This is a genomic window from Pseudonocardia sp. OZ21 (genome assembly GCF_059359135.1).
Genome location: NZ_JCADBN010000001.1, coordinates 274,631 through 300,160 on the forward strand (window position 1 = coordinate 274,631; position 25,530 = coordinate 300,160).

A 25,530-nucleotide genomic window follows, 5' to 3' on the forward strand; every position below is an offset into this window, starting at 1 on the left:
GGTCTGTTAGGCCGTGTTGAGGAAGTACTGATCGATGGGCTTCGTGATCCAGATCGTTCCTGGCAAGGCGCCGCCCCGAGCCGTCGTACCTGGTGTACCCGGTCGGGGCGGCAACGCCGCCAGGGAGGATCTGGGCGCGAAGACCGCGATCAGGGGCTTTCTCAACACGGCCTAGAGGCGGCGGGCGCCGCTGAACGCGCTGCTCGACACCGTCTGGTACTTCACGACGTCACCGGTCTGGGGAGCGTTGATCATCTTTCCGCCGCCGGCGTAGATCCCGACGTGACTCACCGGCGAGTAGTAGAAGACGAGGTCGCCGGGCTGCATGTTGTCCCACGACACAGCCTTGCCGACGCGCGCCTGCTGGCTGCTCGACCGCGGGAGCGTGACGCCTGCCTTCTTGAAGGCCCAGCTCGTGAGACCGGAGCAGTCGTAGCTGCCCGGGCCCGACGCACCCCACTGGTAGGGCTTGCCGAGCTGGGTCGCGGCCGCCTTGAGCGCCTCGACTCCGGCCCCGGTGCCCGTGATCGGACCGCTCGGGGCGCCCTCATCAGGTCCGTTGCGCGCGCGCCGCTGCTGGGGGGACAGCCGCTCGAGGAGCTTCTCGGCCTGGTCGATGCGGATCTCCGCATCCCGCTTCCGGGCGGCGACGTCGTCCTCGGCCTTCTGGGCCTCTTCGGCGGCGGTCCTGGCCCGCTCGACGGCGGCGTCGGCATCGGACTCTGCCTTCGCCGTGACGTCGACGACGGACGACAGCTGCTCGAGCGCGGCCTTGTAGTCGGCCGAGAGCGTCTCGAGCGCCGACATCTGGTCCAGGAAGTCCTGCGGGGACCCGCTCGCGAGCAGCGCGTTGAACTGGTCGAGGTTGCCGCTCTCGAAGGTGCCCATCGCCACCGCGTCGAGCTGCTGGCGGTACTGCTCCTCGTCGGCCTTGGCGGTGTCGACGGCGGCCTGCGCGGGCGCGACCGCCTGCTGGAGCGTCTGGAGCTCGGCCTGCCGGGCGTCGACGGTGTCCTGGGCCGCGTGCCACTCCTCGGTGAGGGCCTCGGCCTCCCGCTGCACCTGGTCGAGCTGGGCGGCGGCGTCGGCCGCGTTGGTGGGCGGCGGGGGCGGGGGCGACGGCGGCTGCGCACTCGCGGGTGCGGCGCCGAGAACGAGAGCGAGGAGCGAGACAAGGACCAACGCTCCCGCGGATGGGACATGACTCCGGCGGGGGGCGGATCGGTGTGTGATCCACCGGGACTTCCGACCGTGACCGGATGGGGTACGCCGAGGCGACACCACGCGGATGGCTCTCCTCTCACCACCCACACGCTCCTCGATCGGGGGCCTCAGGCCATCCGTTCGGACGAAGGTGCGGTGACCTTGTGTCGCCATTCCGGTCGAATGGCTGAACCGCCACAAGGTCGCGGCGAGATTACGGAGACGGGCAATGACGACCAAACCGGGGGGATGTCACTGGATGGGGTGATGAGAGCCCCCTGTGAATGCAAAGAGCTACCAAAGAGGTTCTACAACGCTGTGATGTCACACTGCGTCACGGGCCGATCTTCCGCCATCCGTGTCACCGGACGCTCGGCGCTCACTGACAGCCACCAGTCGCAATCTCGGCACAAGACCTTGATCCGCGAGCACTTCCAAGGCACGTCGCTCCGGTGCGTCGAACTGCACGATGGGCGCGCCGGACGGCAACTCCGAACCCTCCGTTCCGGTCGTCTGGGGGGTGGGCACGCCCAGCAGAACACCGATCACGCAATCGCCGCAGGCGATCCCCCGAACCTCGCAGCTGTCACAATCGATGATCATTTCCTGCTCCCTCGTCGGCCGGGTCGTTCCCGATACCGCGGACGTTAGGAGCACCCTCCGACAGTTCTTCACCACCGAATGCCGATCGGATGACCGAAACGGCGGCCACGAGGGTCAGACGCGGGCGAGCCTGCCCAGCAGGACCGCGGACGGCACCGAGTAGGCCCCGCCCCGGCGCACCGACTCCACGACCGCGCGGTCCGACGTGGCGACGAGGACCGGACGGCCCTCCGGCTCGGCGGCCACGAGGTCACGGATCACGTCGTCGGCCAGCACGCCGACGTCGCTGAACAGCACGCGCACCCGGGATCCCCGTGGCGGGGCGGTGACGACGCCCGCACCGTCGAACACGACGGTGATCTCCCCACCCGTCCGCGCCGCGAGTGCGGCCAGCTGCCCGACGAGGCGCGTGCGCTGGTCGGCGAGCGGTAGCTCGGGATAACCCGTCTTGCTGACGTTGTAGCCGTCGACGATCACGTGCACCGACGGAACCGTGAGAAGTGCGTCGAGCTCCGACAACCGGTCGATCGCCGCCCCGCGGCGCGCGGCCTGGGCACCGGCCACGAGATCGGCGGGCCGGGGCCCGCCGCCACCCAGTGCCAGCTCCCGGCGCAGCCCCGTGACGGCGCCACCGAGGGTGTCGATGAGGAGCTCGAGACGCACCTCGTCGGCCTTGCGGGCCTCCCGGGCGGCCTGCCGGGCCGCCGCCACCTCGGCCGATGCGCGGTCGGCGCGCCTGCGTTCGGCCTCGGCGCGGCCGCGCTCGCGGTCGCGCTCGGCGCGGGCCGCTGCCAGCTCGTTCTCGGCGGCGCGCCGCATCTCGGCCGCGCTCTGCTCGGCGGCCGCCTGCCCGTCGATGGCCGCGCGGAGTCGCGCGCCCTGCTCCGAGACGCGCCTGCGCAGCTGCTGGTACTCGGCGTCGCGCTGCTCCCCCGCCACCCTGGCCTGGGCCCGGGCCTCGGTGAGCTCGGCGCGCAGCCGGTCGAGCTCGACCGTGAGCTTGTCCACCCGGGAGAGCGCCGCGTCCCGCTCGGCCCGCAGTTCGACGACCTCGCCACGGCGGGCGGCCGCAGCCACCGCTGCGGCGGCCGCGGGGTCGTCGGCGAGGACAGCGGCCGCCGCGGCGGTGAGCGGGTCGTCGGCGGCGCTGGTGAGCTCCCCGGGGCGGTGTTCCTCCCACCAGGCGACGACCGCCGCCCGGAAGGCCACCGAGGCCGCCAGCTCCGCGGTCAGCGCCGCACCGCCCAGCTTGGCGCGCTTGGCCGGGGTGAAACGGGCGAGCCTGCGCAGCGGCACCGGGACGTCGGCGACGGGCATGGAGCCGACCGCGGCGGCTGCCGTGTCGGCCAGCCGGGCACGCACGGCGTCCGGGAGCCGGTCCCAGTTCACGGGCTCCGGGCCGGCCCTGTCGGCGGTACCGCAGGCGCCGTCACCGGCAGGCGACAGATCGGCCGCGCCGCTCCCGGGCGGCCGGGCGGTGTCGTCTGACCCGGACATCACTCCAGGTTATCCGCGTTCGAGCGGAACCACCCACCGGTGGTATCGCGAATACGCGCTGTGTTCCCCGGTTCTGTCGGTCACTCCCGCTAGCGTCCGCCGCCGTGCCCGGTCTCTCCCCCCAGCTGTCCTTCGACGAGCTCGGCACCCCGTTGCGCGAGGTGACGTTCGTCGTGCTCGACCTGGAGACCACCGGCGGCTCGGCAGGCAACGACGCGATCACCGAGATCGGCGCGGTCAAGATCCGCGGGGGTGAACGCATCGGCGAGCTCGCCACGCTGGTCGACCCGGGCACCGGAGTACCACCAGCGGTCATGGCGCTCACCGGTATCACCACCGCGATGATCTCGGGGGCTCCCCGGATCGCCGCCGTGCTGCCCACGCTGCTGGAGTTCCTGAGCGGTGCGGTCCTCGTCGCCCACAACGCACCCTTCGACGCCGGCTTCCTGCGAGCGGCGTGCGAGCGCCACGGCCGGGCATGGCCGCGCCCTCCGGTGCTGTGCACCGCCCGCCTGGCCCGCGCCGTCCTCTCCCGCGACGAGGCGCCGAGCGTGCGGCTCGGCGCGCTGGCCCAGCTGTTCGGCACCACCACGAAGCCCACCCACCGGGCGCTCGCCGACGCCCGGGCCACCGTCGAGGTGCTCCACCACCTGCTCGAACGGGTGGGCAACCTCGGTGTGCAGAGCCTCGAGGAGCTGCTGGGGCTGGCCCGGGAGTCGGCGCCGCACCGGCCGACGCAGCAGCAGCGCAAGAAGCGGGTGCTGGCGGCCGGGGTGCCCGCGGCACCGGGGGTGTACCTCTTCCGCGGCCCCCGCGACGAGGTTCTCTACGTCGGCACCAGCGGCGACCTGCAGCGCCGGGTGCGCAGCTACTTCACCGCCGGGGAGCGGCGCCGCCGCGTGCGCGACATGGTGGCGCTCGCCGAGCGCGTCGACACCGTCGTGTGCGCCCACGCACTGGAGGCCGCGGTACGGGAGCTGCGGCTGATCTCGGCCCATCAGCCGCGCTACAACCGCCGGTCCCGCCGCCCCCATCGCGGCTGGTGGGTCACCCCCACCGCCGAGGCGTTCCCGCGCCTGTCCGTGGTCGCCACCCCCCGGGACGGGGCGTTGGGCCCGTTCGGGTCCCGGCAGGCGGCCGCCGCGGCCGTCGACACCGTCCTCGACGCGGTGCCCCTGCGCCCGTGCACGCAGCGCATCCCGGCCCGCGGGGCCTCGGCGTCGCCCTGCGCCCTGCACGAGCTCGGCCGGTGCGCGGCGCCGTGCGCCGGGCTGCAGACGCCCGAGGAGTACGCCCCGGCGGTACGGGCGCTGCACGACCTGGTCGACGGCCGCGACGACGGCGCGCTGAGCATCATGGCCGCCGCGGTCGACGAGCTCGCGGGGCGGGAGCGGTTCGAGTCGGCCGCCCGGGCCCGCGACCGGCTCGCCGCGCTGATCCTCGGGCTCCAACGTGCCCAGCGCCTGGCCACGCTCGCCGCGCTGCCCGAGGTGGTCGGGGCCCGGCCGGACGGCCGGGGCGGCTGGGAGGTCGCCGTACTGCGCTTCGGCCGGCTCGCGGCCGCCGGGGTGGCTCCCCGGGGCGTCGCGCCCATGCCCGTGATCGACGCCCTGCGTCTCGGTGCCCAGACGGTCCTCACCGAGCCCGGACCGCTGCGCGGAGCGCCCGCCGAGGAGGTTCGGCTGCTGCACCGCTGGCTCACCACCGGTGGCACCCGCCTGGTCCACGCCGAGCCCGCCTGGGCCGAGCCGGCCCGTGGCGCCGCACGCTGGGGTGGCTGGGTGGAGCGGGCGCGGCCGATCGAGGCCGACGTGGACTAGGGTCGCACGGGAAGTCGACCTACCCGAGGAGCCGTCGTGATCACCGCGATCGTCATGGTGCACACCGCCGCCGACCGGATCCCGGAGACCGCGCAGGCCATCGCCGACCTCGACGGGGTGAGCGAGGTCTACTCGTGCGCCGGTGACGTCGACCTCATCGCGGTGGTCAAGGTCAGCCAGCACGACCAGCTGGCCGACGTGATCGCCGGGCGCCTCAGCAAGATCGACGGGGTGCGGCGCACCGACACCCACATCGCCTTCCGCTCGTACTCCCGCGCCGACACCGAGGCCACCTTCTCGGTGGGCCTGGACTAGCTCGTACCTCCTCCACCCTGCGCCGTGGCACCTGAGACCAGCCTGGGCCGCCCCCGCCGCGTCATGGACACATAACGCGGCATCGGGCCGCACCGGAACAGCAACACGGGACCACAACGCTGCTACCGCGGCCACCCGCAGCAGGAAACGGGCGACTCGCGCACGCACAACATCGCCCTGTCCGGGCTGCGCCAGGACGCCGACCGAGAGAACGGGAGCGTCCGGAGCCGGCCTGCGTCAGGCGCGCTGGGCCACCGAGAACGTCGCCCACCGCTCCAACAACCGCTGTGCCGCTCCCGAGTCGATCGCGGCCGCCACGCGGTCCAGGGCAGCGGGGAAGGCGTCGGACAGGCGATCGGGCACACCGTCGAAGGCCACCACCGCGGCCGCCGCGTTCAGCAGCACCGCGGACCGGACCGGGCCGGGCTCGCCCGCCACCAGCGCCCGGAACACGCCGGCGTTGACCTGCGCGGAGCCGCCCCGCAGGTCCTCCCGGGTGGCGGCGACGATGCCGAACTCGCGCGCGTCGACCGTCTCGTTGCGTACCTCACCGCCGGTCACGGCCCACACCGTGGTGGTGGTCGTGGTGGTCAGCTCGTCGAGTCCGTCGTCGCCGCGCACCACGAGCGCCGACGACCCACGCCCGGCGAGCACCTCGGCGAGCACGGGGGCCAGGCGCGCGTCGGCACAGCCCACCAGGGCCGCGAGAGGCTGAGCGGGGTTCGTCAGCGGGCCCAGGATGTTCATGGCGGTGGGCACGCCGAGCTCGCGGCGGGGACCGATCGCGTGCCGCATCGACGGGTGGAACACCGGGGCGAAGCAGAACCCGATACCGACCTCGGCCACGCAGGCCGCGACGCCGTCGGGCGGCAGGTCGACGGCCACGCCGAGCGCCTCGAGCACGTCGGCGGCCCCGCTGGCCGACGACGCCGCGCGGTTGCCGTGCTTGACGACCGGCACTCCCGCGGCGGCGACGACGACGGCGGCCATCGAGGAGATGTTCACCGTCTGGGCCTGGTCGCCACCGGTGCCCACCACGTCGACGGCACGACCCGGCACGACCACCCGGCGGGCGTGGCGCAGCATCGCGTCGGCCAGACCGGAGATCTCCTCCGCGGTCTCGCCCTTGGCCCGCAGGGCCACGAGGAACCCGGCGAGCTGCGCGGGAGTGGCCTCGGCCGAGAGGATCCGGTCCATCACCCACGCGGTGTCGGTGGCACCGAGGTGCTCCCCGCGGATGAGCCTGCCGAGGATCCCCGGCCAGGTGAGCGGGGTGTCGTCAGCCACGGAGCGCGGTGTCGAGCGCGGCGGACCGGCGCAGGACGTCGGCCACCGTCTCGGCGGCGGTGAGGGGGTCGAGCGGGTGCACGAGCACGGCGTCGGCCTGCGACCAGGTGGCGAGCCACCGGTCGTCGCGCCTGCGGAGGGTGACGATGATCGGCGGGCAGTCGTCGATCTCGTTCTTCAGCTGGCGCGAGAGACCCATGCCCCCGGTGGGCTGGGCCTCGCCGTCGAGGATGGCGAGGTCGACGCCGCCGGCGTCGACGGCGGCCAGCACCTCGGCGATGCCACCGGCCTCGACGAACCGGACGCGGCCGAGGTCGGGGGCGGGTCGCCGGCCGATGGCCATGACGACGGCCTCGCGTACCTCGGGGCGGTGGCTGAACACCAGCACGGTCAGGGTCGGGTGCGCGACGGGGCTGCTCACAGGGAGGAACTGTAGTGCCGCGCTCCGGAACATTCGGGGGGTGCTGCCCGTTGGGCGACCGAACCGTGACCGACACCCCGGGTATCCCGACAGGCTGTAGAAGTTGGCCGGGGGTCATAATGCCCGGGTGACGACAGCGGCTCCCAGCATCAGCGCGCGTATCCACTCGCTGAACCGCCCGAACCTGGTCAGCGTTGGCACCATCGTCTGGTTGTCCAGCGAGCTGATGTTCTTCGCCGGGCTGTTCGCGATCTACTTCACGGCGCGCGCGCAGAATCCTCCGGGTGCGACGTGGCCACCCGCCCCGACCCACCTCGACGTGCCGTACGCGCTCGTCGTGACGATTGTGCTGGTGGCGTCGTCGTTCACCTGCCAGTTCGGGGTGTTCGCCGCGGAGCGTGGCGACGTGTTCGGGCTACGCCGCTGGTACCTGCTCACCCTGATCATGGGCACGATCTTCGTGCTCGGTCAGAGCTACGAGTACTGGAACCTCGTGCACGAGGGCACCACCATCTCGTCGAGCGCGTACGGCACGGTCTTCTACCTGGCCACCGGGTTCCACGGGCTGCACGTCACAGGCGGCCTCATCGCCTTCATCTTCTTGATCATCCGCACCAAGCTCAGCAAATTCACTCCGCAGCAGGCCACCGCCGCGATCGTCGTGTCGTACTACTGGCACTTCGTCGACGTCGTGTGGATCGGCCTGTTCGCCGTCATCTACTTCATCCGCTGACCGCCGACATGGGCTGGAAGACGCAGACGATGACCACCACACCTCCCTCGAAGCGCCTCCGGGGCCCGCGCAGCCGCTTTCGACGCCGCATCGCCGGCGTCATGGCGCTCGGCATCGGCCTGTTGGTCGTAGGCGGCCTCTACACCACCTTCGCGCCGCGACCCCAGGTCGCGGTGGCGCAGCCGGACGACGCCGCACAGGTGGCGCTCGGGCAGGAGCTCTACAACTCCCACTGCATCACCTGCCACGGGGCGAACCTGCAGGGCGTCGAGGACCGCGGACCGAGCCTGATCGGCGTGGGCGACGCGGCCGCCTACTTCCAGGTGTCGACCGGCCGCATGCCGCTGGCGCGCCAGGAGGCGCAGGCCATCCGCAAGCCGCCGCTCCCGGAGTTCAACCCGGACACCCCCCAGGGCGCGGCGAACCTCGACGCGCTGGGCGCGTTCATCGAGTCCAACGGCGGCGGTCCCACGCGCCCGGCGGAGTCCGGAGCGGCCCTGCGCGGCCCGGACACCGCCCGCGGCGGTGAGCTGTTCCGGCTCAACTGCGCGTCCTGCCACAACTTCACCGGTCGCGGTGGCGCGCTGACGTCGGGCAAGTTCGCGCCCAACCTCGACCCGGCCACCGAGACCGACATCTACACGGCGATGCTCACGGGCCCGCAGAACATGCCCCGCTTCTCCGACCGGCAGCTCTCGCCGGAGGAGAAGAAGGACATCATCGGCTACATCAAGTCGGTCACCAACGGCAACAACAACCCCGGTGGGGAGCCGCTGGGCGGCATCGGGCCGGTCTCCGAGGGCTTGATCGCATTCATCGTCGGCCTGGCCGGCCTGATCGGATTCGCACTGTGGCTGGGAGCCAAGTCATGACCACCTCGCGGCAGGACCTGCCCGCATCGGGCACGGAGCACCCGCATCCGCGCACCCCCACCGCCGCCGAGGTGGAGGAGATGACGCCGGACCAGCGGGCGCGGCTCGCTGCGGAGCTCGATGACGTCGAGATCGTCCACAACCAGCGGAAGTGGCCGATCCCGGGCACCCGCGCCGAGAAGCGGGCCGAGCGCTCCGTGGCCCTGTGGTTCGTGATCTCCGCGATCGCCGGGCTCGCGTTCGTGGTGGCCTTCATCTTCTGGCCCTTCGAGTACGTGGCACCGGGGCAGCCCGGCTACACGATGTATGTGCTCTACACGCCGGTCGTCGGAGGCACCTTCGGTCTCGCGGTGCTGGCGCTGGGCATCGCCGTCATCTCCTACGTGAAGAAGTTCTTCCCGGACGAGGTGTCGGTGCAGCAGCGCCACGACGGGGCGTCCGACGAGGTGGCGCGGCAGACCGTGCTGGCGCAGCTTGCCAAGGCGGGCCAGGACACCGGCATCGCGCGGCGCAAGCTGATCACGCGGGCGGCGGGCGCCGCGGCCGGCATCTTCGGCCTCGGGCTCGGCATCGCCGCGATCGCCCCGCTGGTGCGCAACCCGTGGAAGGGCGGGGCCGACGCCCCGCTGTGGGTCACGGCGTGGAAGCCGGTGAACGGCGAGACGGTGTACCTGCGCCGCGACACCGGCGACCCGGACGAGGTCTCCCTGGTGCGTCCCGAGGACCAGGAGGCCGGCTCGATGGAGACCGTCTTCCCGTTCCGGGAGGCGGACCGGGGCAACGAGGAGGCGCTGCAGGCGGGCCTGCGCGGCTCCGACACCCCGGTGATGCTCATCCGGTTCCGCCCGAACACCACGGTGGTCGAGCTTCCCGGCCTCGAGAACTACCACTACGGCGACTACTACGCCTACTCCAAGATCTGCACGCACCTGGGTTGCCCGGCGTCGCTGTACGAGGCGCAGACCCAGCGGATCCTGTGCCCGTGCCACCAGTCGCAGTTCCTCGCGACGGAGTACGCGAAGCCGATTTTCGGTCCTGCAACGCGCGCGCTCCCCCAACTTCCCATTACCGTGAACGACGAGGGCTATCTCGTCGCCCGCGGGGACTTCAACGAGCCAGTCGGTCCGGCCTTCTGGGAGCTGAGATCATCATGAGCGCGATCACCACCCCCACGAGTTCGAGCGGTGGGCTGCAGGCCAAGGGCGCAGCCGCCCTCGACGAGCTGGACCAGCGTTTCCACCCGGCAGCGGGGATGCGCAAGCAGTTCAACAAGGTCTTCCCGACCCACTGGTCGTTCATGCTCGGGGAGGTCGCGCTCTACAGCTTCATCATCCTGCTGATCTCGGGCACCTACCTGGCATTGTTCTTCGACCCGTCGATGGTCGAGGTCACCTACAACGGTCCGTTCGACAACCTGCGCGGCGTCCACATGAGCCGTGCGTACGAGAGCTCGCTGGAGATCTCGTTCCAGGTGCGCGGCGGGCTGTTCGTCCGGCAGGTCCACCACTGGGCCGCGCTGCTCTTCCTGGCCGCGATGGTCGCGCACATGATCCGCACCTTCTTCACCGGTGCGTTCCGCAAGCCGCGTGAGACCAACTGGATCATCGGCGTGCTGCTGCTGTTCCTCGGGTTCTTCGCGGGCTTCAGCGGCTACTCCCTCCCCGACGACCTGCTGTCGGGCACGGGGCTGCGGATCGCCTCCGGGTTCACCCTGGCGGTGCCGGTGATCGGCACCTGGACACAGTTCGCGCTCTTCGGCGGGGAGTTCCCCGGCACCGAGATCATTCCGCGGCTCTACATCGTCCACGTGCTGCTGATTCCGGGCATCCTGCTCGCGCTGATCGCGGTGCACGTCGGTCTGGTCTGGTACCAGAAGCACACCCAGTTCCCCGGCCCCGGCCGCTCCGAGAAGAACGTCGTCGGCGTCCGGATCCTCCCGGCGTTCGCGGCAAAGGGCGGCGCGTTCTTCGCGGTCACCGTCGGCGTCATCGCGATCATGGGCGGGCTGCTCCAGATCAACCCGATCTGGAACTTCGGCCCGTACAACCCCTCGCACATCTCCGCCGGTTCCCAGCCGGACTGGTACGTGCTCTTCACCGAGGGAATGCTGCGGATCTTCCCGCCGTGGAACATCGCGATCGGGGACTACACGATCCCGCCCGCCTTCTGGGCCAGCCCCGCGTTCCTTCCGGTGCTCTACGTGCTCGCCGGCGCCTACCCGGCCATCGAGCGCCACTTCACGAAGGACAACGCGCTGCACAACCTGCTGCAGCGGCCCCGTGACGTTCCGGTCCGCACCTCGCTCGGTGTCATGGCCATCTCGTTCTACGCGGTGCTGGTCCTCTCCGGCAGCAACGACCTGATCGCCTACTTCTTCGACATCTCGCTGAACGCGACGACGTGGGCAGGCCGGATCGGGGTCCTGGTGGTCCCGCCCATCGCGTACTACGTGACCTACCGGCTCTGCATCGGGCTGCAACGGTCCGACAGGGCGGTACTCGAACACGGCATCGAGACGGGCATCATCAAGCGGCTTCCGCACGGTGAGTTCATCGAGGTGCACCAGCCCCTGGGCGGCGTCGACGACCACGGGCACGCCATCCCGCTGGCCTACCAGGGCGCGCCGGTGCCCAAGAGGATGAACCAGCTGGGTATGGGTGGCGCTCCGGTGTCGGGCTCGCTGCTCACCCCCGACCCGCCGTCGGAGACCGCCGCGCTGGAGCAGGCGAGGGCCGAGGAGGCCGCCGCGGAAGCTGCCCAGCACAACGGCGCCTCCCCCGACTCGGGTCACGCCGAGAGCGTGGCGCGCAGCCAGGAGCGCAAGGCCCTGACAGGTCCGCACGCGGGCGACTCGGGACCGACCGCAGGCGACTGAGGGTCACACCAGCACGTACGCGAGAGGGCCCCACCGGGACACCGGCGGGGCCCTCTCGCTGTTCCACCGGCTGAGCGTGCACCGGTTCAGGCTCGGGGCCGACCAGGTGCACGCTCGGGATGCTCGCCCGTCCGCCACGGGACGGGAGAACCGAGCCACCACCAGCTCCCGACGAGCACGGCGAGGAACAGCAGCAGGTAGACGTCGGGCTGCAGCGAGATGAGCCCGGTGCTCGGGATCGGCCCGATCCCCGGGCCCGGCAGTGCGGTGACCACGGCGACGGTGGCGGCGAGCACCCCGAGCAGCGCCACGGTGGCGGCTCGCCCACCCGCCACCGCGCGATGGGCGAGCAGGACCACCAGCGGCACCACCCACACCCAGTGGTGCGACCAGGCGAACGGGGCCAGCGCGGCCGAGCCGAGGCCGCACAGCGTCAGGGCGAGCACCTCCTGCCCCGCCCGGTGCGCCCGCGCGGCCAACCAGACGGTCAGCGCCCCGAGCACGGCGGCACCGAGGACCCAGGGCAGTACCGACGGGGCCGGCTGGCTGCCGAGCCGCGCCAGCAGCCCGTTCAGCGAGTGGTTGGTGGTGCCGGCGACATCGGAGATCCGGTCGGCGGCGGCGAACGTCCCGTGGAACCAGTACCCGGCCGAGTCGGACGGCGCGGCGAGGAACCCGACCCCGGCGGCGGCGACGAACACCCCGAGCGCGGTGGCCGCGGCCCGTCGGCGCCCGGTGACCACCAGGTGGACCACGAAGATCAGGGGTGTCAGCTTGACCGCGGCCGCGATGCCGAGGCCCACCCCCCGCCACCGGCTGCCGGGGCGTCCGAGCAGGTCACCCACCACCAGCGCGAGCAGCACGATGTTGATCTGCCCGAGGTAGAGCGTGGTGCGCACCGGGTCGAGGCAGGTGGCGAGGACGGTGAGCAGCACCGTGGCCGCGGCCGCAGAACCGGGCGGCACCCCGACGCTGCGCGCGCACCGGTGCACGACGTAGCCGAGTAGCCCCAGGCCGGCGACGGTCCAGACGACCTTCAGCACGTCGAGGGGCAGGAACACCAGCGGCGCGAACAGCGCGGCCGCGAAGGGCGGGTACACGAAGGGCAGTTCCAGGAGCACGCCACCGGCGTAGAGCGGCTCGCCGCGCACCACGTGCTCACCGCCCGCGCGGTACACCTGCAGGTCGATCATGAGCAGGTGCGCGGCGGGCCACAGCGCCAGCACCACGGCCTGCCCGGCGAGCGCCACCACCGCCCCGACCGCGCCCCAGCGCAGCGCCCGCCTGCCGCGCACCCCGGCGTCCGCGGTCGCCCGCCCCACGCTCATCGGCCCTGCGCTCATCAGCCCTCCGTGATCGTCGGCGCCCGAGGCTAGGCGAGGCCGGGCCGCGCGGAGCGCGCACCGCGCCGTACTCCATGCTCGGGATGACGAAGCCGGGCACGACGAAGTGGGGAGCGGATGAAGGTCGACGCGATGCTGCAGGGCACGGGGCTGGCGGAGCTCGCTGCCGAGGCGCGGGAGCGGGAGGCGGCCGGGTACGACGGGCTGTGGAGCTTCGAGGGACAGCACGACCCGTTCCTCCCGCTCGTGGCCGTGGCCGAGCACACCTCCCGGCTGACGGTGGGTACGGCGATCGCGGTCGCCTTCGCCCGCAACCCGATGTCCACCGCGTACGTCGCGCACGACCTGCAGGTGCACTCGCAGGGCCGCTTCCTGCTCGGGCTGGGCAGCCAGGTGCGCCCGCACATCGAGCGGCGCTTCGCCATGCCGTGGGGCCACCCGGCGCCGCGGATGCGGGAGTACGTGCAGGCGCTAAGCGCGATCTGGTCGTCCTGGAACGAGGGCGAGCCGCTGAACTTCCGCGGCGACTTCTACTCCCACACGCTCATGACCCCGTTCTTCTCCCCCGCGCCGAGCCAGTGGGGACCACCCGCGGTCTACCTCGCGGCCGTCGGCGAGCACATGACGCGCGTCGCGGGCGAGGTGTGCGACGGCGTCCAGCCGCACCCGTTCACGACCTCGCGCTACCTGCGGGAGCGGACGGTGCCGATCCTGGAGGAGGGTCTGGCTCGGTCCGGGCGCACACTCGCCGACCTCTCCGTCAGCTACTCCGGTCTCGTCGTGAGCGGGACGACGGAGGAGGAGATGCAGGCAGCCGCACGGGGCGCGCGGGAACAGATCGCGTTCTACGGCAGCACCCCGGCCTACCGGAAGGTGCTCGACCTGCACGGCTGGGGTGAGCTGGGCGGCGAGCTGAACCGGCTCTCGCGCGGCACCGACGACGACCGCTGGCGGCAGATGGGCGAGCTGATCGACGACGAGGTGCTGCACGCGTTCGCCGTGGTCGCCGAGCCGGCCCAGCTCGGGGCCGCCGTGCTGGACCGGTTCGGCGGCGTGGTGGACCGGTTCACCTTCTACGCCCCCTACCCGCATGCCGACGACCTGTTCGTCCCCGCGATGGAGGAGCTGCGGGCGGCGGACTGACTCCGGTCAGGGCCGCTCGGGCACCGGTACGGCCACGACCTCCAGGCCCGTGATCCCGGTGAAGTCGGCCGGGTTGCACGTGTGCAGCGGGAGGTCGTTCGCGATGGCGACCGCGGCGATCAGGGCGTCGTACGCGCGAGCCTGCGGCTTCCGACCGGCGTGGCGCAGGGAGGCTGCGACCCGCCCGAACGCTCGGGCGGCCGGCGCGTCGAACGGGAGCGGGTCGAAGTCGGACTCGGCCTGCTGCAGAACGGACTGTCGCGCTGCCCGTTCGTCGTCGGACGCGGCGACCAGCGGCCCGACGGACAGTTCGGCGAGCGTGACCGTCGAGATCAGCGGCTCGGCGGGCAGCCCGCGCTCGCTGCGCAGGAGCGGGAGTGCGATGACCGTGCTGGTGTCCAGGAGGCCGCGGCGAGCTTCTGGCGCAGTCACAATGCCGGATCCAGCACGGCGTCGACGTCGGCCCGGAATGCGGCCGGGTCGACCACGGGCACGCTGCGCCAGCGGGTGAGCAGGGAGGCGGCGGAGAGCCTGGGCCGGGGCAGCGGCCGCAGCTCGCCGACCGGCACCCCGGCCCGCGTGACGACGACGGTTTCGCCCTGCTCCACCCGGTGCAGGACGTCACCTCCGTGGTTGCGCAGTTCCCGGATCGTCACCTCGCCCATGCGCCGACTGTATCACCGGTGAGACACTCCTCCCCTATCGGGCCCTTTCGCGCAACGGACGCATCACGATCCCCCCGCCATTGCGCCTTCCGGATGCGCGACGGGTCGGGCAAAGGGAACATCCGCCCCACCCACCCATCTCCCCGCGGAAGGACGCGTCATGCTCGCGATCATCGCCGCAGTGCTGTTCGCCCTGGCCCTCATCTTCGAGCTCGCCGGTATCTCTCTCGACATCATCACGGCCCAGGTGCTCCTGACCGCAGGCCTGCTCTGCGTCGCTCTGCACCTCGCGGGAGTCGGCGCCTCGACCTCGGGCTGGCGCCGCAGCAGCCGCCGCTGACCGACGCGGTGGCCGCCCGCGGCAACCGGGTTGTCGCGGGCGGCCATCGCACGGCAGGCTGCGCCGGTGAGGGCTCGGGGGGTGCCGCTCGGCAGCGGGTTCGCGAAGCTGTGGGCGGCGAACGCCGTGTCCAACATCGGCGACGGCGTAGCGCTCACGGCCGGGCCGCTCCTGCTGGCGTCGCTGACGAGCGACCCGGCGCTGGTCGCAGGGGCGCTGTTCGTCCAGCAGCTTCCGTGGCTGATGTTCGCGCTGCCCGCGGGGGTGGTCGTCGACCGGCTCGACCGTCGCAGGCTGGTGGTGCTGGTCAACGTCGTCCGCGCCGTCGTCATCGCCGCGCTCGCGGTGGCCGTCGCCACCGGCGTGGTCACCGTGTTCCTGATCTACGCCGCGCTGTTCGTGATCGGTTCGATGGAGACGCTCGCCGACAGCGCGAGCACCGCGCTGCTGCCCGCCCTCGTCCCGGCCGACCAGCTGCCGCGGGCCAACGCCCGGCTCATGGGCGTCCAGATCGTCGGCAACAGGCTGCTGGCACCCCCGCTCGGCGCCGCACTGTTCGTCGTGGCGACCGCACTGCCGTTCGGCCTCAACGCGGCCACCTTCCTGATGGCGGCCCTGCTCGTCGCCACGCTGCGCGGCTCACTGCCACGCGAGGTGCCCACCGGGCCGCCCCGCCCGATGATCCGCGACATCGCCACCGGTCTGCGGGCCCTCATCGGCCACCCGGTCCTGCGCCTGCTGGCGCTGTGCCTGTGTCTGATGAACGTGACGCTCACCGCGGCGTTCTCGATCCTCGTGCTCTACGCGCGCGAGCGGCTCGGCCTCGACGAGATCGGCTTCGGCCTGCTCCTCGCGGCGAGCGCGGTGGGCGGCCTCGTCGGCTCGCTGGCCGCGGCGCGGCTGCTGACGCGGTTCGGAGCGGCGTTCCTGCTGCGGGTCGGGCTGGTGATCGAGACGTGCACGCACCTGTCCCTCGCACTGACCACGGCGCCGTGGGTGGCCGTCACCACGATGGTCGTCTTCGGTGCGCACGCGAGCCTCTGGAACGTGATCACCCTGTCCTGGCGCCAGCGGGTGGTGCCCGACGCCCTGCGCGGGCGCGTCAACAGCGTCTACTTCCTGTTCGCGGTCGGGGGATCGGCGATCGGCGCGCTCACCGGTGGGCTGATCGCCCGTGGCTTCGGCATCACGGCGCCGTTCTGGATCGCGTTCGCCGGGATGGCGGCGCTCACGCTGGTGGCGTGGCGGCTGTTCACCCCGGCCCGGCTCGACGACCCGGATCCTGTCCCGCTCGTCGCGACCTGAGCCCGGCACGCCACGCGGGCCGGGCCCAGGTCGCGGCCGTTCGGTCAGTCGCGCCAGCTGTACCGCGGCTCGAACCCGAGCACCCGGCGCGCCTTGTCGATCGACAGCATCGTCTCGTGCTCGCCCAGTTCGCGGGTCACCGGAACTCCGGGATAGACCTCGGCGGCGAGGTCGGCACTGCGCCGGGACATCACCGTGTCGGCGTTGGCGATCACGAACACGTCCACGCCGGTGGCCTGGTGCTCCAGCGCCAGCCGCACCGCCTGCGCACCGTCCCGGCCGTCGATGTAGCCCCACAGGTTCCACCGCCGCGACGCCGGGTCGGCGTCGAAGCCCGGGAACTTCGCGTAGTCCTCGGCATCCATCACGTTGGAGAACCGCAGCCCGATCATCTTCAGGTCCGCCACCCAGCGGCAGAAGTGCCCGGCCATCTCCTCCTCGAGGCTCTTGACCAGGGAGTAGGTGCTCTCCGGTCGCACCGGGTACTCCTCGTCCACCGGGATGTAGGGCGGCGGGTTGTCGAACGGCAGCCCGAGCACGGTCTCGCTCGACGCCCAGACGATGTTGCGGATCCCCGCCGTCCGCGCCGCCGCGAAGACGTTGTAGGTGGCGGTGATGTTGTTCGCGAACGTCGTGGCGTTGGTCGCGAGCCCCGGCGCCGGGATCGCCGCGAGGTGCACGACGGCGTCCACCCCGTCGTGGCGGCCGTCGACGGCCGTCAACGCCTCGAGCACCTGCCCGTGGTCGGTGAGATCCACCCGGACCGAGGCCGCGGCGGGTGAGCCGGGATCGGGCACGCGGTCGAGGGCGATCACGGTGTAGCCGTGTTCCTGCAGGTGGCGTACCACGTGACGACCGAGCTTCCCGCTGCTTCCGGTCACGGCGACAGACGTCATGGGCTTCCTCCGGGGTGGGTCTTCCGCGGGTGCCGATCGGCACCCGCCCCTTGTGTTACCACCTCGCCGTGGCGGGGCGCGTGGTGGGCGGCGCCGGACCGCGCTACAGTCGTCGGCATGCGCACCGCCTTCCCGCACGACGTGGCCGTACGGCCGCGCGTCGGCTGAGCCAGGCCGTCGGCGCGCCTTTCTGCTCCCTTTCCTCCACCGAGGCCTGGCTCGGGTCACCCGTACCCACGGAACCCTGGAGCCACGATGACAGTTCTCGGCCATTCCCCCCGTCCCACCTGGGTCCCCCGCCTGCAACGCCGCCACGAGATCGTCACCACCGGCGGCATGGACGGCGTGCTACGCGTCGGCGACGCGCTGCGCGCATGCGGCTTCCCGGTTCGCGACTTCGCCGTCGACGTCCGCGACGGCGTCCCCTACAGCTCCGTGACCTGCACCGTCTCGGTCACGAACGACGAGTCGGCCACCTTCACCGAGCGGATGGGCGCGCTTCCGACGGTCGTGTCCATCGCACCCTGCTGACTTGTCTGTCAGAACCACTCGGGGCGCACGTCGAGCGTGGTGCGGTCCAGACTGGCCAGGAGGGTGAGCTGCGGACCCGTGCGCGGTAGCTCGTAGCGGAAGAAGTACCGCGCCGCCGCCCGCTTGCCCTCGAAGAAGTCGCCGGGGCGATCGGCGGCGGCCACCCCCTGTTCCAGCCACATCCACGCCACCACCACGTGCCCGACGGCCTCGAGGTAGAGCGAGGAGTTCGCCAGGGTCACCGCCGGGTCACCGGCCGCCCACAGCTGCGCCGTGACCTGCTCGACGCTCGCCACGGCGGCGGCGAGGACGTCGGCCTGCGTGGCGGGCTCCCCGCCCGCGGCCCGTGCCTTGCCGATCGTGGTGGTGATCGTCTCCACCAGCAGGGCGAGCCCGGCGCCGCCGTCCATCACGACCTTGCGGCCCAGCAGGTCGAGGCCCTGGATGCCGTGGGTGCCCTCGTGGATGGGGTTGAGCCGGTTGTCCCGGTAGAACTGCTCCACCGCGTACTCGCGGGTGTAGCCGTAGCCGCCGTGGACCTGGATGGCCAGGTCGTTGGCGTGCAGGCACCACTGCGACGGCCAGCTCTTCGCGATCGGGGTGAGCACGTCGAGCAGCAGGTGCGCCCTGGCCCGGTCCTCCGGTGTGGCCGCGGTCCGTTCCTCGTCGAGCAGCCGTGCGCAGTACAGGACCAGCGCCACCGCACCCTCGGCGTAGGACTTCTGGGCCAGCAGCATCCGGGCGACGTCCGGGTGCTCGATGATCGGGACCTGAGGTGCGGCCGGGTCCTTCGCCGCGACCGGCCGCCCCTGCGTGCGGGTGCGGGCGTAGTCGAGCGCGTGCAGGTAGCCCGTGTACCCGAGCGCCGCCGCTCCCCCACCGACGCCGACGCGCGCCTCGTTCATCATGTGGAACATGTAGGTGAGCCCGCGGTGCTGCTCGCCCACGAGGTAGCCGACGGCTCCCGGCTCCCCGCCCGGCGTGTGCCGACCCTCGCCGAAGTTCAGCAGGGTGTTCACCGTTCCGCGGTAGCCCATCTTGTGGTTCACGCCGGCAAGCACCACGTCGTTGCGGTCGCCGCGGGCGCCGTCGGGCCCGACGAGGAACCGCGGCACCACGAACAGCGAGATGCCCTTCACCCCCGGCGGACCGCCGGGCACCTTCGCCAGCACCAGGTGGACGATGTTCTCGCTCAGCTCGTGGTCACCGGCCGAGATCCACATCTTGTTGCCGAAGAGCCGGTAGGTGCCGTCGTCGCGGGGCTCGGCACGCGTGGTGATGTCGGCCAGCGACGACCCCGCCTGCGGCTCGGACAGGCACATCGTGCCGAAGTACCGGCCCTCGACCATGGGCTGCACGAAGGTCCGCACCTGCTCCGCGCTGCCGTGCGCCATCAGCAGGTTCGCGTTGGCCACGGTCAGGAACGGGTAGCCCGCCGTGGCGATGTTCGCGGCCTGGAACCACAGGAAACACGCCTGCACCACGGTCTGCGGCAGCTGCATCCCGCCGACCGACTCGTCCAGCCCGGCACCCACGATCCCCGTCTCGCCGAGTACCCGCAGCGCCTCACCGACCTCGGGGATCATGTGGACGCGTTCGCCGTCGAACCGGGGCTCAGCGAGGTCGGCAGCCCGGTTGTGCGTGGCGAACTGCTCGGTCGCCACCTGCTCGGACAGGTCCAGCACGGCGTCGAACGTGGTGCGGGAGTGCTCGGCGAACCGTGGGCGCGCGGTGAGCGACCCCACGTCGAGCCAGTCGTGCAGCAGGAAGTCGAGGTCACGTCGCGACAGCAGCAGTGATCGCACGCCTGAGGCTAACCCGGCTCAGGGAGCAGGCGCGTCGTGCGCGGCCTCCATCATCTCGGCGAGGTCCGCAACCTTCACCCGCTCCGCTCCCCGGCGACCGCCGCGGCGGACCTCCTCGGCGTCCAGGCGCAGCCACCCGGTCCAGTCCACCGGCCGCATCCCGTACGAGGCCAGTGCCTTCCGAAACGCCTCCGGCTCGGGGTGCGGGGGCGTGGGAAGCGTGGGCAGATCGGCGAGCAGCGCCGCAACCGTCTCGGCGGCGTCGGCCTTGTTCGTGCCGATCACGCCGGTCGGGCCGCGCTTGATCCACCCCGTGACGTAGGCGCCGGGCACGGGGACGCCGTCGCGCACCACCCGCCCGCCGTCGTTGGGCACCGTGCCGGTGCGGGCGTCGAACGGGAGGCCCGGGATCGGCTCCGCGTCGTACCCGATCGCCCGCACCACGAGCCCGACGTCGAGCGTCTCCTCCTCACCGGTGCCGACCACGCGGCCCTCGGCGTCGATCCGGGTGCGCTCCACCACCACCGCGCTCACCCGCCCGGCCTCCCCGAGCAACCGCACCGGGTTGCGCAGGAACCGCAGGTGGACCCGGCGCGGCTTGCCCGTGGCCGGCTGGGCGGCCCACTCCTGGAGCATCTCCAGGTTCTGGCGCTGCCGCCGGTCCTCGGGCTCGTCCACCCCGGCGGCGAGCAGCCCGTCGTCGTGCACGACGACATCGGCGTTGGCGAGCTCCCCGATCTGGCGCAGCTCGGCGGGCGTGAACCGCACGTGCTGCGGCCCCCGGCGGATCAGGATGTGCACGTCCCGGACGGCGCTGGCGCGCAGTGCGGCGAGCACGGGCTCCGGAACGTCGGTCTCGGCCATCTCGTCAGCGGTCTTGGCCAGCACGCGGGCGACGTCCAGCGCCACGTTCCCCGCGCCGACGACGGCGACACCCGGGTGGTCCAGCAGCGGCAGCAGGTCGACGTGGTCGGGGTGGCCGCAGTACCAGCTCACGAAGGCGCCCGAGCCGAGCGAGCCGGCCAGCTCCTCGCCGGGCACCCCGAGGCGACGGTCGACGGAGCTGCCGGTGGCGTGGACGACGGCGTGGAAGTGGTCGCGCAGGACGTCCAGCGGGATGCCGCTCTCCCCGACCCGGACGCCGCCGAGGAACTCGACGTGCGCGGGGTCGAACGGCTTCTGCAGCACGCGGATGACCGACTTCATCTTCACGTGGTCGGGCGCCACGCCGTAGCGCACGAGCCCGTACGGCGCCGGCAGTCGATCCAGCACCTCGACGCTCACCGGCTCGCCTGATGCGAGGAGAGCCGCCGCGGCGTACAGCCCGGACGGGCCCGCTCCGATCACCGCGACCCGGGCCTGTGCCTGCTGCATGTGCTCATCTCCCGTGCTGGTCCTACTCCGATCCTGCCACCGTGGGCGGATCCGGACTTGGCTCAGCGCGCCGGATAGCCGACCTCACGGAGCACGGAGTGTGCCCTCTCGGGCGCTCAGTGGCGCGAACCGTGGCGGGCGTTTCTCCAGGAAGGACGCCACTCCTTCCCGCAGGTCCGCCGAACCGATGAACCGGTCGGCGTGGGCGTAGGAGCGCTCCAGCGCCTCGTCGAACGACCCTTCCTGGTCGGCGAGCACCTGTCCGGCGATCACGGCCATGGCGCGAGGACTGCAGTTGCGGGCGAGGTCGCCCGCATAGGCCTGCGCAGCGCTGAGCACGTCGGCGCGCGGGACGACCCGGCTGACCAGGCCCAGCTCCTTGGCCTCTGCCGCGTCGACCGTGCGCCCCGACAGCAGGAGGTCCATCGCGTTCTCGACCCCGACCAGCCGCTGGAGCGTCCACGCGACCCCGTACTCCGCGATGAGGCCCCGCCGGGCGAACGCGGTGGAGAAGCGAGCGGTGTCGGCGGCGAACCGCACATGGCAGAACAGCGCCTGCACCAGTCCCACGCCCGCGCAGCCGCCGTTGATCGCCGCGATCAACGGCTTGGGGAACTGCCGGGGCACGTCCACCGGCTTGTGCCGAAGCCGCGCGCCCTCCGCACCGAGCCCCCCGAGGCGGGAGAGGTCGGCGCCGGGGCAGAACGTGCTGCCCGCACCCGTCACGACGACGGCACGGACATTCGGATCAGCGGCGGCCCGCACCAGCAGGTCGTAGTAGCCGCGCTCCATGTCCTCGGCCCACCCGTTACGCCGCTCCGGACGGTTGAACGTCAGCGTGAGGACGCCGCCGGGGGCGTGATCAGCGAGTACGGCGGCGTCGGTGTCTCCGTGCTCTTCGCGCAGTCCGCTCACGCTCCGACAGTACGACCGGACCAGTGCGAACCGGGCGACCGGTGGTGACGTGTGTTACAAATCTCGGACGCTGCCGATCATCCGTTCGGCGCAACAGCCGGTGCTGCCATGAGGGCTACCCTCCCGCCTCGTGGACCGTAGCGGGACCGGTGAGCTTCTCGGCAAGCCTGTGCTCATCGAGCTGTCACACGCCATCGAGCAGTTCGCCCTTGCTGCGGCCGCCAGCGAGCCACTGATCGTCATCGCGATGTTCCAGAAGCACTCCTACTTCGAGCGCGAGCAGTCCGTCTACCAGGAGATCGCTGCCCGCGGGGCCCTCACGGTGATCGGGATGGCGGAGGACGTCGCGCCGCCGATGCCGCCCGGGGTGCAGCCCGCGCTGCTGCCCGCGACCGACCCCCTCACCCGCGAGTGGAGCGTCACCGTTCTCGGTCCGCACGGGGGCGCCACCCTCGCCGCGGCCGACCTGGAGACGGTCGATCCGGTCGCCAGGACGATCGAGGAGGGCCGCACGTTCCGCGGCCGATGGTCCTTCCGCCGGGAGGACGCCTTCCGGGCGGTCCTCCGGCTGCGTTCCCAGCTGCGGCTGCCCGCGCCCGTGGTGGCCCGGATGGACGAGATCCTGCACGCCGTGCAACTGGTGGCCGAACCCTCCTACCAGGACTGGTGGGGCGTCCCGGCCCGGTACCTCGCCGACCGCATGGAAGCCGCGGTCCTGGCTCGCACCGCGGCGGAGGTGGCGCTCGAAGCCGTGGTGGAGGACAGCGGGGAGCGCGATCCGCGCACGGGCCTCTACACCGAGAAGTTCCTCCAGCGGTGGACCGCCGGGCTCGGCGCCGGCACGTTGCCGATCGGCCTGGCCCTGCTGCGGGTGTTCGGCATCGCCGAGGTGCGGGCCGACTACGGGCTGCGCGCCGAGCTCGCAGCCCTCCACGGCGTGAGCGAATGCGTGCAGGACCTGCTCACCGGCGTCGACCGGGTGGTGCGGATCGGCCGCGAGGACTTCCTCATGGTGCTCCCGTCCTGGCCCCCGGAGAAGGTCATGTGGCTCTGCCAGGAGGTGTGCGAGCGCGTGGCGCGCCTCGAGGACGTCTACCCCTTCATCGCCCTGCCCGGGGTGGCGGCGGCCACCGTCACCCGCAACCGGCCGCTGCCGATCCCCCAGCTCGTGCACCAGGTCGAGCTCGGCGGCCGCGCGTCCGAGCCGGTGAGCCTGCTCGCCGACTGACCACCCGCCGGGCCGTCAGTGGCCCGCCACCGCCGCACGCAGGGTGAACGTGCGCCGGTAGTCGGCAGGCGCCACCCCCACGACCTTGCGGAAGTGGTGGCGCAGCAGTGCCCCGCTCCCGAAACCGCTGCGCTCGGCGACGTCGTCGATGCCGAGGTCGGTGTCCTCGAGCAGCCGCTGCGCCCGCAGCACCCGCTGCAGCGTCAGCCAGCGGTGCGGTGTGGTGCCGGTCTCGGCGACGAAGCGACGGGCGAAGCTGCGGTCCGACATGCGCGCCCGCTGGGCCAGGTCACTGACCGTGTGCTCGACCTCGAGGTTGTCGATCACCCAGTCCAGCACCGGGGCGAGGCCGTCGGACGAACACTGCGGCACCGGCTGCTCCACGAACTGGCGCTGCCCGCCGTCGCGTTGCGGGGGCACGACCATCCGGCGCGCGATCAGGTTGACGACGGCGCTGCCCAGCTCCCGGCGTACCAGGTGCAGGCAGGCGTCGATGCCGGCCGCCGTGCCTGCACTGGTGATGAGGTCGCCGTCGTCCACGAACAGCACGTCCGGATCGACCTGGGCCAGCGGGTGGCGCTCGCGCAGCTCGTCGACGTTCATCCAGTGCGTGGTGCACGAGCGGCCGTCGAGCAGGCCGGCGGCGCCCAGCACGAACGCTCCGGAACACACGCTGAGCATCGTGCTGCCACTCGCCGCGGCCTCTCGCAGCGCGTCGAGCACCGGTTCGGGAAAGGTCCGCAGCCGGGTGGCCCCGACCGCGACGAGGTCGGCGTCGCGCAGCCCGTCGAGGCCGTACTCCGGGACGACGCTCATCCCGACGGTGGTGGAGACCGGCTCGCCCGCAGCGGGACCGCACACCCTCAGCTCGAACGGCGGCACACCGTCGGCGGTGCGGTCGACGCCGAAGACCTCGCAGATGGTGCCGAACTCGAACGGCGAGACCTCGGGAAGCACCAGTGCGGCGACGGTGGAGAGCATGCCGACAGCATAATGGCAGGATATTAACCGTGGTAGGCACGTCTGCCACTGTTGGCAGGAAGTAGATCGGCGGATACTTCCTGCCATGGCTACCGCAATCATCGTCCTGCTCGTCGTCGCCGTCGCCGTGGCGATCTCGATCGTCCGTCCGGCCACACGCGTCACGTCGTCCGACCCGGTGGACCGCGACCGCGAGCGGGAGCTCGCAGAGCTACGTGCGCTACCCGGCTACCACTCCGACATCCGCCTGCCCTGACGCCCCGGCGTCACGCGCCCGCGTAGAACTCCGTGAGGCGCCCGGCCTCCTCGTGCAGCTCGTCGAGGACGGCACGGGGCAGCGCACGGAAAGGCTCGCACTGGACGGCACCCTCGACGTAGCGCCAGGTGCCCGCCACCCGGCCGTCGACGAGGAACGTGGGCACCGACTGGGGCATCGACTTGCCGAAGACCAGCGGCCGGTACTCCTCCGGGAGGATCTGCGTGCGCCGCGCGTGCACGAGCAGGACCGCCTCCCACTGGCCCAGGAACCGTACGGGCGCGGGGGCGTCGCCCGACGGTAACGGGGCGTCGGGCAGGTCGAACAGCTCGCCGCCCGACCCGTCACGGAAGCGCCGCGGCTCGAGACGCTCCAGCACCTGCCGCGCGGCGGTGACCGTCCATCCGCAGAAGGACGAGACGTCCTTGGCCGACGCGGGGCCGAAGCCCCCGAGATAGCGCCGGACCAGCAACTCCTCGCCCTCCTCCGGCGACGGCGGGGACCCGGGTGGGGGAACCGTGTGCTCCGCGAGCCCGTAGACGTGGGCCCGCGGCGTGCCCCAGGTGCCCGCGGGCGGCACCCGCACCAGGTCGAGCCAGAGCTGGACGCCCGACCACACCTCGCGCGGGAACCCGTCGGCCGCCAGGAGCCGCTGGATCTCGGCCTGCTTGAGCGGCCCGTCGGCCAGATATCCGCGCACGGCATCGGCGACCTTGCGCATGTCGATCCCGTTGGCCCTGTAGGCGCGGACCCACCACTCCCGCCGGGGAGCCCGCACCGCCGCGATGAGGGGCCAGTAGTCGGGCGCCGAGAGCATGTGGATCGTGCAGCGCATGACCCAGCCCTGCACGACGGCGCCGCTCGTCAGGGCGCCGGTGAGCAGCTCCCGGCGGAAGCCGGCGACCCGCGACCACAGCCCGATGTAGCCCGACGGCGAGTACTGCGTCTGCAGGCAGCCGACCTGCTCGACGGCCCGCTCCGGCGGCAGCGCGGACCGCGCGAGCAGGAGCTGGCGCGCGAGGACCGCACGGTTGAGCTCATCGGTGGACAACACGTGCTCCGCCATGGCCCGGAGTGTGCCCGGCACCCCCGACAACCTCGCGATCACGCACGAACATGACT

26 protein-coding genes are annotated in these 25,530 nt (G+C 72.2%); 12 read left to right on the plus strand and 14 right to left on the minus strand.

What is annotated here, in order from left to right:
• Positions 1-171 precede the first annotated feature (171 nt).
• The 3 genes from AC5L35_RS01365 to AC5L35_RS01375 form a co-directional block, all read right to left on the minus strand.
• Positions 172-1,182 carry an NlpC/P60 family protein gene (locus tag AC5L35_RS01365; RefSeq protein WP_495057643.1) on the minus strand — a complete coding sequence of 337 codons (1,011 nt, stop codon included), beginning with the start codon at positions 1,180-1,182 and terminating at the stop codon, positions 172-174.
• A 345-nt stretch (positions 1,183-1,527) separates the two neighbouring features.
• Complete coding sequence (locus AC5L35_RS01370) at positions 1,528-1,806, minus strand: hypothetical protein (protein WP_495057644.1); 279 nt, start codon at positions 1,804-1,806, stop codon at positions 1,528-1,530.
• A gap of 114 nt (positions 1,807-1,920) precedes the next feature.
• Positions 1,921-3,303 (minus strand): NYN domain-containing protein, encoded by a 1,383-nt coding sequence (locus AC5L35_RS01375; protein ID WP_495057645.1) that lies wholly within the window; start codon positions 3,301-3,303, stop codon positions 1,921-1,923.
• Between the two features lie 104 nt (positions 3,304-3,407).
• Here AC5L35_RS01375 and AC5L35_RS01380 point away from each other — a divergent pair, with 104 nt between their 5' ends.
• Positions 3,408-5,123 (plus strand): DEDD exonuclease domain-containing protein, encoded by a 1,716-nt coding sequence (locus AC5L35_RS01380; RefSeq protein WP_495057646.1) that lies wholly within the window; start codon positions 3,408-3,410, stop codon positions 5,121-5,123.
• Positions 5,124-5,159: 36 nt separating this feature from the next.
• Positions 5,160-5,438 (plus strand): Lrp/AsnC family transcriptional regulator, encoded by a 279-nt coding sequence (locus AC5L35_RS01385; RefSeq protein WP_495057647.1) that lies wholly within the window; start codon positions 5,160-5,162, stop codon positions 5,436-5,438.
• 237 nt (positions 5,439-5,675) lie between these two features.
• On the opposite strand, the gene trpD is transcribed toward AC5L35_RS01385, so the two are convergent.
• On the minus strand, positions 5,676-6,725 hold the full coding sequence (gene trpD / locus AC5L35_RS01390; protein ID WP_495057648.1) for an anthranilate phosphoribosyltransferase: 1,050 nt from the start codon (positions 6,723-6,725) through the stop codon (positions 5,676-5,678).
• Positions 6,718-7,146: a response regulator gene (locus AC5L35_RS01395; protein WP_495057649.1), complete on the minus strand. Its 429-nt coding sequence runs from the start codon at positions 7,144-7,146 to the stop codon at positions 6,718-6,720. Before AC5L35_RS01395 ends, trpD begins: the two co-directional genes overlap by 8 nt.
• Before the next feature lie 127 nt (positions 7,147-7,273).
• Here AC5L35_RS01395 and ctaE point away from each other — a divergent pair, with 127 nt between their 5' ends.
• Genes ctaE through qcrB form a run of 4 tightly spaced genes read left to right on the plus strand, consistent with a single transcriptional unit; the run spans position 7,274 to position 11,626 of the window.
• A complete protein-coding gene (gene ctaE / locus AC5L35_RS01400) occupies positions 7,274-7,879 on the plus strand; it encodes an aa3-type cytochrome oxidase subunit III (protein WP_495057650.1) in 606 nt (201 codons plus the stop codon).
• Between the two features lie 29 nt (positions 7,880-7,908).
• Positions 7,909-8,751 (plus strand): cytochrome bc1 complex diheme cytochrome c subunit, encoded by an 843-nt coding sequence (gene qcrC, locus AC5L35_RS01405; RefSeq protein ID WP_495057651.1) that lies wholly within the window; start codon positions 7,909-7,911, stop codon positions 8,749-8,751.
• A complete protein-coding gene (gene qcrA, locus AC5L35_RS01410; protein WP_495057652.1) occupies positions 8,748-9,905 on the plus strand; it encodes a cytochrome bc1 complex Rieske iron-sulfur subunit in 1,158 nt (385 codons plus the stop codon). The genes qcrC and qcrA overlap by 4 nt, the downstream gene beginning before the upstream one ends.
• The gene (qcrB, locus tag AC5L35_RS01415; protein ID WP_495057653.1) at positions 9,902-11,626 is read left to right on the plus strand and encodes a cytochrome bc1 complex cytochrome b subunit; all 1,725 of its coding nucleotides are present in this window, start codon (positions 9,902-9,904) and stop codon (positions 11,624-11,626) included. The genes qcrA and qcrB overlap by 4 nt, the downstream gene beginning before the upstream one ends.
• A gap of 86 nt (positions 11,627-11,712) precedes the next feature.
• Here the strand turns inward: qcrB and AC5L35_RS01420 are convergent, their stop codons facing one another.
• Positions 11,713-12,969, minus strand: coding sequence for a glycosyltransferase 87 family protein (locus AC5L35_RS01420; protein ID WP_495057654.1), 1,257 nt, complete (start codon positions 12,967-12,969; stop codon positions 11,713-11,715).
• 117 nt (positions 12,970-13,086) lie between these two features.
• Between AC5L35_RS01420 and AC5L35_RS01425 the strand changes: the two genes are divergently transcribed.
• Positions 13,087-14,112, plus strand: a complete 1,026-nt coding sequence (locus AC5L35_RS01425; RefSeq protein ID WP_495057655.1) for an LLM class F420-dependent oxidoreductase — start codon at positions 13,087-13,089, stop codon at positions 14,110-14,112.
• Between the two features lie 6 nt (positions 14,113-14,118).
• On the opposite strand, the gene AC5L35_RS01430 is transcribed toward AC5L35_RS01425, so the two are convergent.
• Entirely contained in the window at positions 14,119-14,544 is a 426-nt protein-coding gene (locus AC5L35_RS01430; RefSeq protein WP_495057656.1) for a type II toxin-antitoxin system VapC family toxin, read from the minus strand.
• Positions 14,541-14,777: a type II toxin-antitoxin system Phd/YefM family antitoxin gene (locus AC5L35_RS01435; protein ID WP_495057657.1), complete on the minus strand. Its 237-nt coding sequence runs from the start codon at positions 14,775-14,777 to the stop codon at positions 14,541-14,543. The genes AC5L35_RS01430 and AC5L35_RS01435 overlap by 4 nt, the downstream gene beginning before the upstream one ends.
• Before the next feature lie 160 nt (positions 14,778-14,937).
• On the opposite strand from AC5L35_RS01435, the gene AC5L35_RS01440 reads away from it, so the two are divergent.
• Together AC5L35_RS01440 and AC5L35_RS01445 are read left to right on the plus strand one after the other, a co-directional pair.
• Positions 14,938-15,117, plus strand: a complete 180-nt coding sequence (locus AC5L35_RS01440; protein ID WP_169397978.1) for a hypothetical protein — start codon at positions 14,938-14,940, stop codon at positions 15,115-15,117.
• A 66-nt stretch (positions 15,118-15,183) separates the two neighbouring features.
• Positions 15,184-16,422 carry an MFS transporter gene (locus AC5L35_RS01445; protein WP_495057658.1) on the plus strand — a complete coding sequence of 413 codons (1,239 nt, stop codon included), beginning with the start codon at positions 15,184-15,186 and terminating at the stop codon, positions 16,420-16,422.
• Between the two features lie 44 nt (positions 16,423-16,466).
• Here AC5L35_RS01445 and AC5L35_RS01450 read toward each other — a convergent pair whose 3' ends face one another.
• Positions 16,467-17,318, minus strand: coding sequence for an NAD-dependent epimerase/dehydratase family protein (locus AC5L35_RS01450; RefSeq protein ID WP_495057659.1), 852 nt, complete (start codon positions 17,316-17,318; stop codon positions 16,467-16,469).
• A gap of 255 nt (positions 17,319-17,573) precedes the next feature.
• Between AC5L35_RS01450 and AC5L35_RS01455 the strand changes: the two genes are divergently transcribed.
• A complete protein-coding gene (locus tag AC5L35_RS01455) occupies positions 17,574-17,849 on the plus strand; it encodes a hypothetical protein (protein WP_495057660.1) in 276 nt (91 codons plus the stop codon).
• Between the two features lie 8 nt (positions 17,850-17,857).
• On the opposite strand, the gene AC5L35_RS01460 is transcribed toward AC5L35_RS01455, so the two are convergent.
• The 3 genes from AC5L35_RS01460 to AC5L35_RS01470 form a co-directional block, all read right to left on the minus strand.
• On the minus strand, positions 17,858-19,654 hold the full coding sequence (locus AC5L35_RS01460) for an acyl-CoA dehydrogenase (RefSeq protein WP_495057661.1): 1,797 nt from the start codon (positions 19,652-19,654) through the stop codon (positions 17,858-17,860).
• A gap of 18 nt (positions 19,655-19,672) precedes the next feature.
• Entirely contained in the window at positions 19,673-21,028 is a 1,356-nt protein-coding gene (locus AC5L35_RS01465; RefSeq protein ID WP_495057662.1) for an FAD-dependent oxidoreductase, read from the minus strand.
• A gap of 84 nt (positions 21,029-21,112) precedes the next feature.
• The gene (locus AC5L35_RS01470) at positions 21,113-21,943 is read right to left on the minus strand and encodes an enoyl-CoA hydratase-related protein (RefSeq protein ID WP_495057663.1); all 831 of its coding nucleotides are present in this window, start codon (positions 21,941-21,943) and stop codon (positions 21,113-21,115) included.
• Between the two features lie 130 nt (positions 21,944-22,073).
• Here AC5L35_RS01470 and AC5L35_RS01475 point away from each other — a divergent pair, with 130 nt between their 5' ends.
• Positions 22,074-23,171 (plus strand): sensor domain-containing diguanylate cyclase, encoded by a 1,098-nt coding sequence (locus tag AC5L35_RS01475; protein ID WP_495057664.1) that lies wholly within the window; start codon positions 22,074-22,076, stop codon positions 23,169-23,171.
• Between the two features lie 15 nt (positions 23,172-23,186).
• Here the strand turns inward: AC5L35_RS01475 and AC5L35_RS01480 are convergent, their stop codons facing one another.
• Positions 23,187-24,152 (minus strand): GlxA family transcriptional regulator, encoded by a 966-nt coding sequence (locus AC5L35_RS01480; RefSeq protein WP_495057665.1) that lies wholly within the window; start codon positions 24,150-24,152, stop codon positions 23,187-23,189.
• Positions 24,153-24,237: 85 nt separating this feature from the next.
• Between AC5L35_RS01480 and AC5L35_RS01485 the strand changes: the two genes are divergently transcribed.
• Positions 24,238-24,408: a hypothetical protein gene (locus AC5L35_RS01485; RefSeq protein ID WP_495057666.1), complete on the plus strand. Its 171-nt coding sequence runs from the start codon at positions 24,238-24,240 to the stop codon at positions 24,406-24,408.
• Between the two features lie 10 nt (positions 24,409-24,418).
• Here the strand turns inward: AC5L35_RS01485 and AC5L35_RS01490 are convergent, their stop codons facing one another.
• On the minus strand, positions 24,419-25,474 hold the full coding sequence (locus tag AC5L35_RS01490) for a winged helix DNA-binding domain-containing protein (RefSeq protein ID WP_495057667.1): 1,056 nt from the start codon (positions 25,472-25,474) through the stop codon (positions 24,419-24,421).
• Positions 25,475-25,530 lie beyond the last annotated feature (56 nt).

Coding starts and splice junctions, on each gene's coding strand:
- AC5L35_RS01370 (WP_495057644.1), bottom strand. CDS start 1,806: ATGATCATCGATTGTGACAGCTGCGAGGTTCGGGGGATCGCCTGCGGC.
- AC5L35_RS01375 (WP_495057645.1), bottom strand. CDS start 3,303: ATGTCCGGGTCAGACGACACCGCCCGGCCGCCCGGGAGCGGCGCGGCC.
- qcrC (WP_495057651.1), top strand. CDS start 7,909: ATGACCACCACACCTCCCTCGAAGCGCCTCCGGGGCCCGCGCAGCCGC.
- qcrA (WP_495057652.1), top strand. CDS start 8,748: ATGACCACCTCGCGGCAGGACCTGCCCGCATCGGGCACGGAGCACCCG.
- qcrB (WP_495057653.1), top strand. CDS start 9,902: ATGAGCGCGATCACCACCCCCACGAGTTCGAGCGGTGGGCTGCAGGCC.
- AC5L35_RS01420 (WP_495057654.1), bottom strand. CDS start 12,969: ATGAGCGCAGGGCCGATGAGCGTGGGGCGGGCGACCGCGGACGCCGGG.
- AC5L35_RS01425 (WP_495057655.1), top strand. CDS start 13,087: ATGAAGGTCGACGCGATGCTGCAGGGCACGGGGCTGGCGGAGCTCGCT.
- AC5L35_RS01435 (WP_495057657.1), bottom strand. CDS start 14,777: ATGGGCGAGGTGACGATCCGGGAACTGCGCAACCACGGAGGTGACGTC.
- AC5L35_RS01440 (WP_169397978.1), top strand. CDS start 14,938: ATGCTCGCGATCATCGCCGCAGTGCTGTTCGCCCTGGCCCTCATCTTC.
- AC5L35_RS01450 (WP_495057659.1), bottom strand. CDS start 17,318: ATGACGTCTGTCGCCGTGACCGGAAGCAGCGGGAAGCTCGGTCGTCAC.
- AC5L35_RS01455 (WP_495057660.1), top strand. CDS start 17,574: ATGACAGTTCTCGGCCATTCCCCCCGTCCCACCTGGGTCCCCCGCCTG.
- AC5L35_RS01465 (WP_495057662.1), bottom strand. CDS start 21,028: ATGCAGCAGGCACAGGCCCGGGTCGCGGTGATCGGAGCGGGCCCGTCC.
- AC5L35_RS01480 (WP_495057665.1), bottom strand. CDS start 24,152: ATGCTCTCCACCGTCGCCGCACTGGTGCTTCCCGAGGTCTCGCCGTTC.
- AC5L35_RS01485 (WP_495057666.1), top strand. CDS start 24,238: ATGGCTACCGCAATCATCGTCCTGCTCGTCGTCGCCGTCGCCGTGGCG.
- AC5L35_RS01490 (WP_495057667.1), bottom strand. CDS start 25,474: ATGGCGGAGCACGTGTTGTCCACCGATGAGCTCAACCGTGCGGTCCTC.